Here is a 6,189-nt window from a genome sequence, read left to right as displayed (position 1 = left end):
GGGGTGGGGGGTATTTCGGGTAAGACGGGTATTTCGCTCTAGTCGGGGAAGTCGGGGTTGTCGGGGGGGCGCGGGGGTGACCCCCCGCGCCCACCCCTTTGCTCAGCCCCCGTCGGAGAACTGTGTCGCCGCGTCGGAGAAGTAGCGCAGCGCCGAGTCGCGGGTGCCGGCCACGTGGTGGCGGGCCAGCTCCTCCGCGCGGGCCGCATCGCGGTCGCGGATCGCCTCGTACAGGCGCTCGTGCTCCCCGCACATCGGATCGCCGTCGTTGAGGTCGGAGGTCAGCCGGAAGAGCCGGCGCAGCCGCGCGTCGAGGGGTGCCATCAGTTCCTGAAGGAGCGGGTTGCCCGACGCCTCGACGATCTGCTGGTGGAAATCCGCGTTGTGGGCCACGGCCTGGCGTAGCCGCCCCGCGTCGGAGGACTTGCGGCTGCGCGCCAACAGGCGTTCCATCGTGCGTAGTTGAGCGGTCGTGGCGTGGCGCGCGGCGAGTCCCGCCGCCAGGCCTTCGAGGTTCTCGCGGACGTCGAAGAGGTACGTCGCGTCCTGCGCTCCGAAGTCCGTGACCACGGAGCCGCGCCTGGCCTGCACGGTCAGGAACCCCTCCTGCTCGAGCCGCTGCATGGCTTCCCTCAAGGGGATGCGGGAGACACCCAGCTGGTCCGCCAGTTCGCGTTCCACCAGTCGCATACCCGCCGGGAAGGTCCCCTCGATGATCCGCTCGCGGAGTTCCACGTAGACCCGTTCTCTCAGGGACTGGTGGGTCTCACCGATCGTGGGGCGGCGGTCAGTGCGGGTGGTCATCGAGTCCTCTCCAGTGGCGAGCGGGAGCGGCCGTGGCCGCTCCCGGCGGTGCTCCTGATCATCGCAGACCGCGGAAACAAGATCCCACAGACCATTGCGTGGTATTTGGTATACCAGCTAGCTTGTCGTTGCCCGCCGCTCACCAGCAGCGTTCCGCCGGATTCGCGACCGGCCGGTCAGTCGTGCCGGGCACCGAACGAACAGTTGGAGGAAGTCGTGTCGCATCCCGCCGACACCCCATTGATCCCGCTCGCCCCCGAGGTCCTCAGGAACGCCACGCTGCCCGATGGCCGGCGTGCCGACATCCATCTCGCGGACGGCCGGGTCACGGCTTTGGTCGACCAACCCGACAGGGCCGACAGCGCCGACAGGGCCGACCCCGGCCGAGGGCTCGCAGCCGGTCCCGGCAGCATCGACCTCGGGGGCGCTCTCGTCCTGCCCGCACTCGTCGACGGGCACGCCCACCTGGACAAGACACTGCTCGGCGCGCCCTGGCAGCCGCACCCCACCTCGGCCACGCTGCGCGACCACATCGCGAACGAGCGGGCTCTGCGTGCCTCCGCCGGCGTCCCGGTGGCCGACCGGGCCACGGCCCTGGCGCACCGCATGGTGTCCCTCGGCACCGGCCATGTGCGGTCGCACGTCGACATCGACCCGGACGTGCGGCTGGACGGCCTGCACGCGCTGGTCGAGGTACGCGAGAAGTTCCGCGACCGGCTGGGCATCCAGATCGTCGCGTTCCCGCAGAGCGGCGTGGTCACCGCACCGGGCGTGGCCGACCTCCTCGACGCGGCACTCACGGAGGGCGCCGACCTGATCGGCGGCCTCGATCCGGCGGGCTTCGACGGAGACGCGGACGGCCAGCTCGACATCGTCTTCGGCCTGGCCGAGCGCCACGGCGCGGGCATCGACATCCATCTGCACGACGGAGGCGTGACCGGCACCCGGCAGCTACGGGACATCGCGGAGCGCACGGCGGCGCTCGGCCTCAACGGCACCGTCACCGTCAGCCACGCCTACGCCCTCGGAGAGGTCGACGCCAAGGAACTCGACCGCACCGCCAGGGCCCTGGCCGAGGCCGGAGTGGCGATCATGACCAACGGTCCCCGCCACTCCATGCCGCCCGTGCTGCGCCTGAGCGACCACGGCGTCCGCGTCTTCGCCGGCTCGGACAACATCCGTGACACCTGGTGGCCCTACGGCACCGCCGACATGCTCGAACGCGCCACCATCATCGGCCTCCAAGGTGACCTGATGAGCGACGGGGAACTGCGCCACGCGGCCTCGATGATCACCGACGAGGCTGCCGCGGCACTCGGCCTCACCGGCTACGGCCTCGCCCCCGGCTGCCGCGCGGACCTCGTCGTGATCGCGGCGGGCGGCGTACCGGAGGCGGTCGCGGCCCACCCGCGACGCCTCCTGGTCCTGCACGGCGGACGGGTCGTGGGACCCGCACCCGAGAGCGACTTCCCGGACTTCCCCGCCATTTCCGTAACGGGCGGCGACGCCTCTGCCCCGCAGGGGGAGCGATGAGCATCCAGCAGTCCACAGCCGAACCCGCCGCCGGAGCCGCCGGCAGACCCGAACCCGGCGAGGCCGGGCAGGACGCCGACGGAGGTCTCTCCTCCGGACAGATCGGCACCTTCGACCTCGTCTTCTTCGTCGTGGCAGCCGCCGCGCCGCTCACCGTCCTCGCCGGCGTGGCGCCCATCGCCATCGCCATCGGCGGCCCCGGCGCCCCGCTCGGCTACCTGATCTCAGGAGCACTGCTCGTCCTCTTCGCCGCGGGCTTCACGGCCATGAGCCTGTACGTCCGCAACGCCGGCGCCTTCTACGCCTACGTGGCCCGCGGTCTCGGCCGCACCCTCGGCGTCGGCATCGCCTACGTCGCCGTGGTGGCGTACAACCTCATCACCCCCGGAGTCGCGGCGGCCTTCGGCTACTTCTCGGCCGGGTCGGTGCACGACGCGACCGGAGCCGACATCCCCTGGTGGGTGCTCTCCGGGATCTGCGTCCTTGCCGTCGGCGTGCTCGGCTGGCTCCGAGTGACCCTCAGCGCCAAGGTCCTCGGCGTCGCGCTGATCCTCGAAGTGCTGACCCTGCTGATCATGGACGGCGGCATTCTCGGCCACCGGGGAACGGCAGCCCTCGACGCGCACTCCTTCGACCCGAGCACACTCGCCACCGGCGGGATCGCGGGCATGTTCGTCATCGTGATCGGCGCCTTCACGGGATTCGAGGCCACTGCCATCTACGCGGAGGAGGCGCGCGAACCGAGCCGCACGGTTCCGCGTGCCACCTTCATCGCCATCGGGTTCCTCGCCCTGTTCTACTCCGTAGGCGCGTGGCTCATCATGGGCGCGTTCGGCACGGACAAGGCGGTGGCCATGGCCCGCGCCGCGGCGGGCCCGGAACTCACCTTCAAAGCAGGCGAGTTGTACGTGGGCACCTGGCTGGCCGACACCATGCACGCCCTCGTCATCGTCAGCGCCTTCGCGGCCACTCTCGCCTTCCACAACGCGGCCGCGCGCTACCTCTACGCCCTCGGACGCGAAGGACTCCTGCCGCGACGACTGGGCGTCGTCTCCGCCCGGCACGGCTCTCCGGGCATCGCGGTGAGCGCGCAGACCGTCTTCAACCTCCTGGTGATCGTCGTCGGCGCAGTGCTGGCCGCCGACCCGTTCTCCCAGGTACTGATCTGGACCAACAGCATCGCCGTCCTCGGCATCATGGTCATGCAGGCCCTGGCGGCCCTCGCCGTGTGGGCCTTCTTCCGCCGGGACCGGCGAGGCATGTCGGCCGCCCGGGTGGTCTGGTCCCCGCTGATCGCGTTCGCCGGTCTCGCGCTCCTCACCGTCCTTGCGGTCCTCCACTTCGACCTTCTGACGGGCGCCTCGGGGACGGTGAACGCCATCCTCCTGGCACCCCTGCCCGTGGTCCTCGCGGCAGGCATCTACATCGCCCTGCGCATCCGGAGGAAGGACCCGCAGCGCTACGCCCGGCTGACCCACATCGACGTCGAAAGGGACTGAGACCCGTGGCTCCAGGCGGTGAGGTACGCGAACGGTGCGGCCGCCCGTGTACCTCATCCGTCGGGCGATGAGTCCCGGGGGCGTGCTCGGTCTATGTATGTACGAAGTCCGGGAGCCCCCGCGGCACATGTCAGAACCCCTGGGAGTAGTGATGGGCACCGTGGTGATGCACAACGTCGTTTCCGTGGACGGCTTCATCGCCGACTCGGAGGATCAGGTCGGCCCCCTTTTCGACTGGTACTCGAACGGCGACGTCGAGATCGGCGTGAACGACAAGGTGTCGGTGTCCGAGGTCTCGGCCGAGTACGTCCGGCCGATGTGGGCGGGCATCGGGTCGATGGTGATCGGGCGGCACCTGTTCGACATCACCAACGGCTGGGAAGGGTCGCCGCCGGCAGGAGAGCACGTGGTCGTGGTGTCCCACCGGCCGAGGCCTGAGGGCTGGCACCCCGAGGCGTCGTACTACTTCGTGGACGACGTGGCGCAGGCGGTCGCCAAGGCGAGGGAACTCGCGGGGGACCGCACCGTCGCCGTGGCCGCCGGCGAGGTGGGCGGGCAGGCGCTCGCCCTGGGTGTGGTGGACGAGGTGGCCATGGACGTCGTGCCCGTCGTCTTCGGCTCCGGCAAGCGGTACTTCGGCCCCGTCGACGCCCAGCATCTCCTCGAGGACCCCCACGTGGTGGTCCAGGGCGACCGCGTGCTGCACCTCCGTTACAAGGTCCGCCAATAGGGTCTTTCGCCCTGGTTCACGAGGTCAGGACGGAAGCGATCCGGTTGGTCATGTCCTCCGGCGGCGCCAGCGGGGTCTGGGTGTACGCGAGAACCCAACGGAGGCGCTGATCGCGAGTGGAGAACATCCGCGTCCGGTACCCATACGTGTCACCTGTCTTCCCCCAGAACGTCACGCCGTTCACCGTGGCCGTCTGCAGTCCCAGGCTGTAGCGCGCGGGAGTGCCGTCGAGCATGCGCACGCTGTCGGGTGGCAGCGTGAACAGGTGGCTCATCGCGCGCGGTGGCAGCAACTCGCCGGAGAACAGCGCCTGATGGAAACGCAAGAGATCGGCGATCGTCGACACCAGTTCGCCCTCGCCCCAGGCGTTGGACTGGTCGTACACGGCGACGTCCCGCAGCGACCCGTCGGTCATCTTCAGGTAGCCGTGCACGTGTGAGCCGTGCAGCCGCGGGTCGCGGTCCGGTATCAGCGTCCCCCGCAGGTCCAGCGGACGGACGACTCGCTCCCTGATCACCTCGCCGTACGGGCGGCCGGTGAGGGCCTCGACCAGCAGCGCGAGCAGGACGTAATTGATGCCCCGGTACTCCTGCTTGCTGCCCGGGTGGAACTTGAGCGGATCGAGCGTCACGGTGCGCACCAGCTCTTGAGGCGTCCACGCGTCGAACCGGTGCCGCAGGACGGCTTCCGGGGTGCTGACGTCGGGCAGGCCGCGATGGTCGGGCAGTCCGCTCGTGTGGTTCAGCAACTGTGCCACGCTGATCCGCGCGGACTCGGCCGGAAGCAGTCCGGGGAGATGCCGTCCGATGGGCTCGTCGAGCTCCACAAGTCCCCGTGCCCACAGTTGCAGCACCACGGTCGCCACGAACGACTTCGTGACACTGCCCACGCGGAACGCGTCGTCGGGGCGTACCTGACGGGCGGTTCTGATGTCCGCCACGCCTGCTGTGCCGTACCAGCGCCGCCCCGGGCGGTCGACGAGCAACTGTGCTGACGTGGCCGGTGGGTGGCTGAGGTCGGAGATCGCTTCTTGTAAGGCGCGTGTGTCCGGTAAGGCCGAGCCCGACGGCGTATGCGCGGCAGCATGTCCTGTGCCGGCCAGCATCGCGCTCGCCGCGGTACTGCCTGCCAACAGGGAACGTCGCGAGAGGAATGTCATGACGTCGATCTTGCCGTCGGCGTCGAGCACTTCCATCAGGGAAGGTCCCCACGCTCACCCTGATTGATCCCGGAGTCCTGGGCGGACGCCCGCGCGAGGAAGCGTTGCCGGTCGACGATCGCTCGGTCGATCTCACCCGTCGCGACCAGTTCACCCGTACTGTCCACGGCCCGTACGGGGAAGGTGAGCCGTCGGCCTTCCGTCTCTGCGGGCGGTTCCGCGAGGACGTCGACCCAGGCACCCACCCGTGTGGCACGAAGGTGCTTGATGCGCACACCGGTTCCGACCGTCGTCCGGCCCGGCGTGGTGAAGGGGGCGGCGGCCCGCACGGTGGCCGCCTCCATCCACGCGATCAGCCACGGGGTGGCGAGAACGGGCAGGTCACCGCTTCCCACCGCCATCGCGGTATGGGCGTCGGACACCTCATGGCGCATCACACCACGCTAGCCCGAGGCCGGAGCCCC

Annotated in this window: 6 protein-coding genes; 3 read left to right on the top strand and 3 right to left on the bottom strand. The window is 70.0% G+C overall.

Translation table 11 applies throughout. From position 1 onward, the window contains the following. Positions 1-102 precede the first annotated feature (102 nt). Complete coding sequence (locus ACWFR4_RS37440; protein WP_453656277.1) at positions 103-804, bottom strand: GntR family transcriptional regulator; 702 nt, start codon at positions 802-804, stop codon at positions 103-105. A gap of 216 nt (positions 805-1,020) precedes the next feature. Here ACWFR4_RS37440 and ACWFR4_RS37435 point away from each other — a divergent pair, with 216 nt between their 5' ends. From ACWFR4_RS37435 to ACWFR4_RS37425, 3 genes are all read left to right on the top strand, one after another. Beyond that, positions 1,021-2,337, top strand: a complete 1,317-nt coding sequence (locus tag ACWFR4_RS37435; protein WP_453469774.1) for an amidohydrolase family protein — start codon at positions 1,021-1,023, stop codon at positions 2,335-2,337. Further along, positions 2,334-3,836, top strand: coding sequence for an APC family permease (locus ACWFR4_RS37430; RefSeq protein ID WP_453656276.1), 1,503 nt, complete (start codon positions 2,334-2,336; stop codon positions 3,834-3,836). Before ACWFR4_RS37435 ends, ACWFR4_RS37430 begins: the two co-directional genes overlap by 4 nt. A 151-nt stretch (positions 3,837-3,987) precedes the next feature. Continuing rightward, positions 3,988-4,566, top strand: coding sequence for a dihydrofolate reductase family protein (locus tag ACWFR4_RS37425; protein ID WP_453468977.1), 579 nt, complete (start codon positions 3,988-3,990; stop codon positions 4,564-4,566). Between the two features lie 16 nt (positions 4,567-4,582). On the opposite strand, the gene ACWFR4_RS37420 is transcribed toward ACWFR4_RS37425, so the two are convergent. Together ACWFR4_RS37420 and ACWFR4_RS37415 are read right to left on the bottom strand one after the other, a co-directional pair. Continuing rightward, complete coding sequence (locus tag ACWFR4_RS37420; RefSeq protein ID WP_453468975.1) at positions 4,583-5,761, bottom strand: serine hydrolase domain-containing protein; 1,179 nt, start codon at positions 5,759-5,761, stop codon at positions 4,583-4,585. Then, positions 5,761-6,159: a thioesterase family protein gene (locus ACWFR4_RS37415; RefSeq protein WP_453468974.1), complete on the bottom strand. Its 399-nt coding sequence runs from the start codon at positions 6,157-6,159 to the stop codon at positions 5,761-5,763. The genes ACWFR4_RS37420 and ACWFR4_RS37415 overlap by 1 nt, the downstream gene beginning before the upstream one ends. Between the last annotated feature and the right edge of the window lie 30 nt (positions 6,160-6,189).

The sequence above is a fragment of the Streptomyces sp. NPDC055140 genome (assembly GCF_053607285.1).
This window is presented reverse-complemented; position numbering and strand designations above follow the sequence as displayed.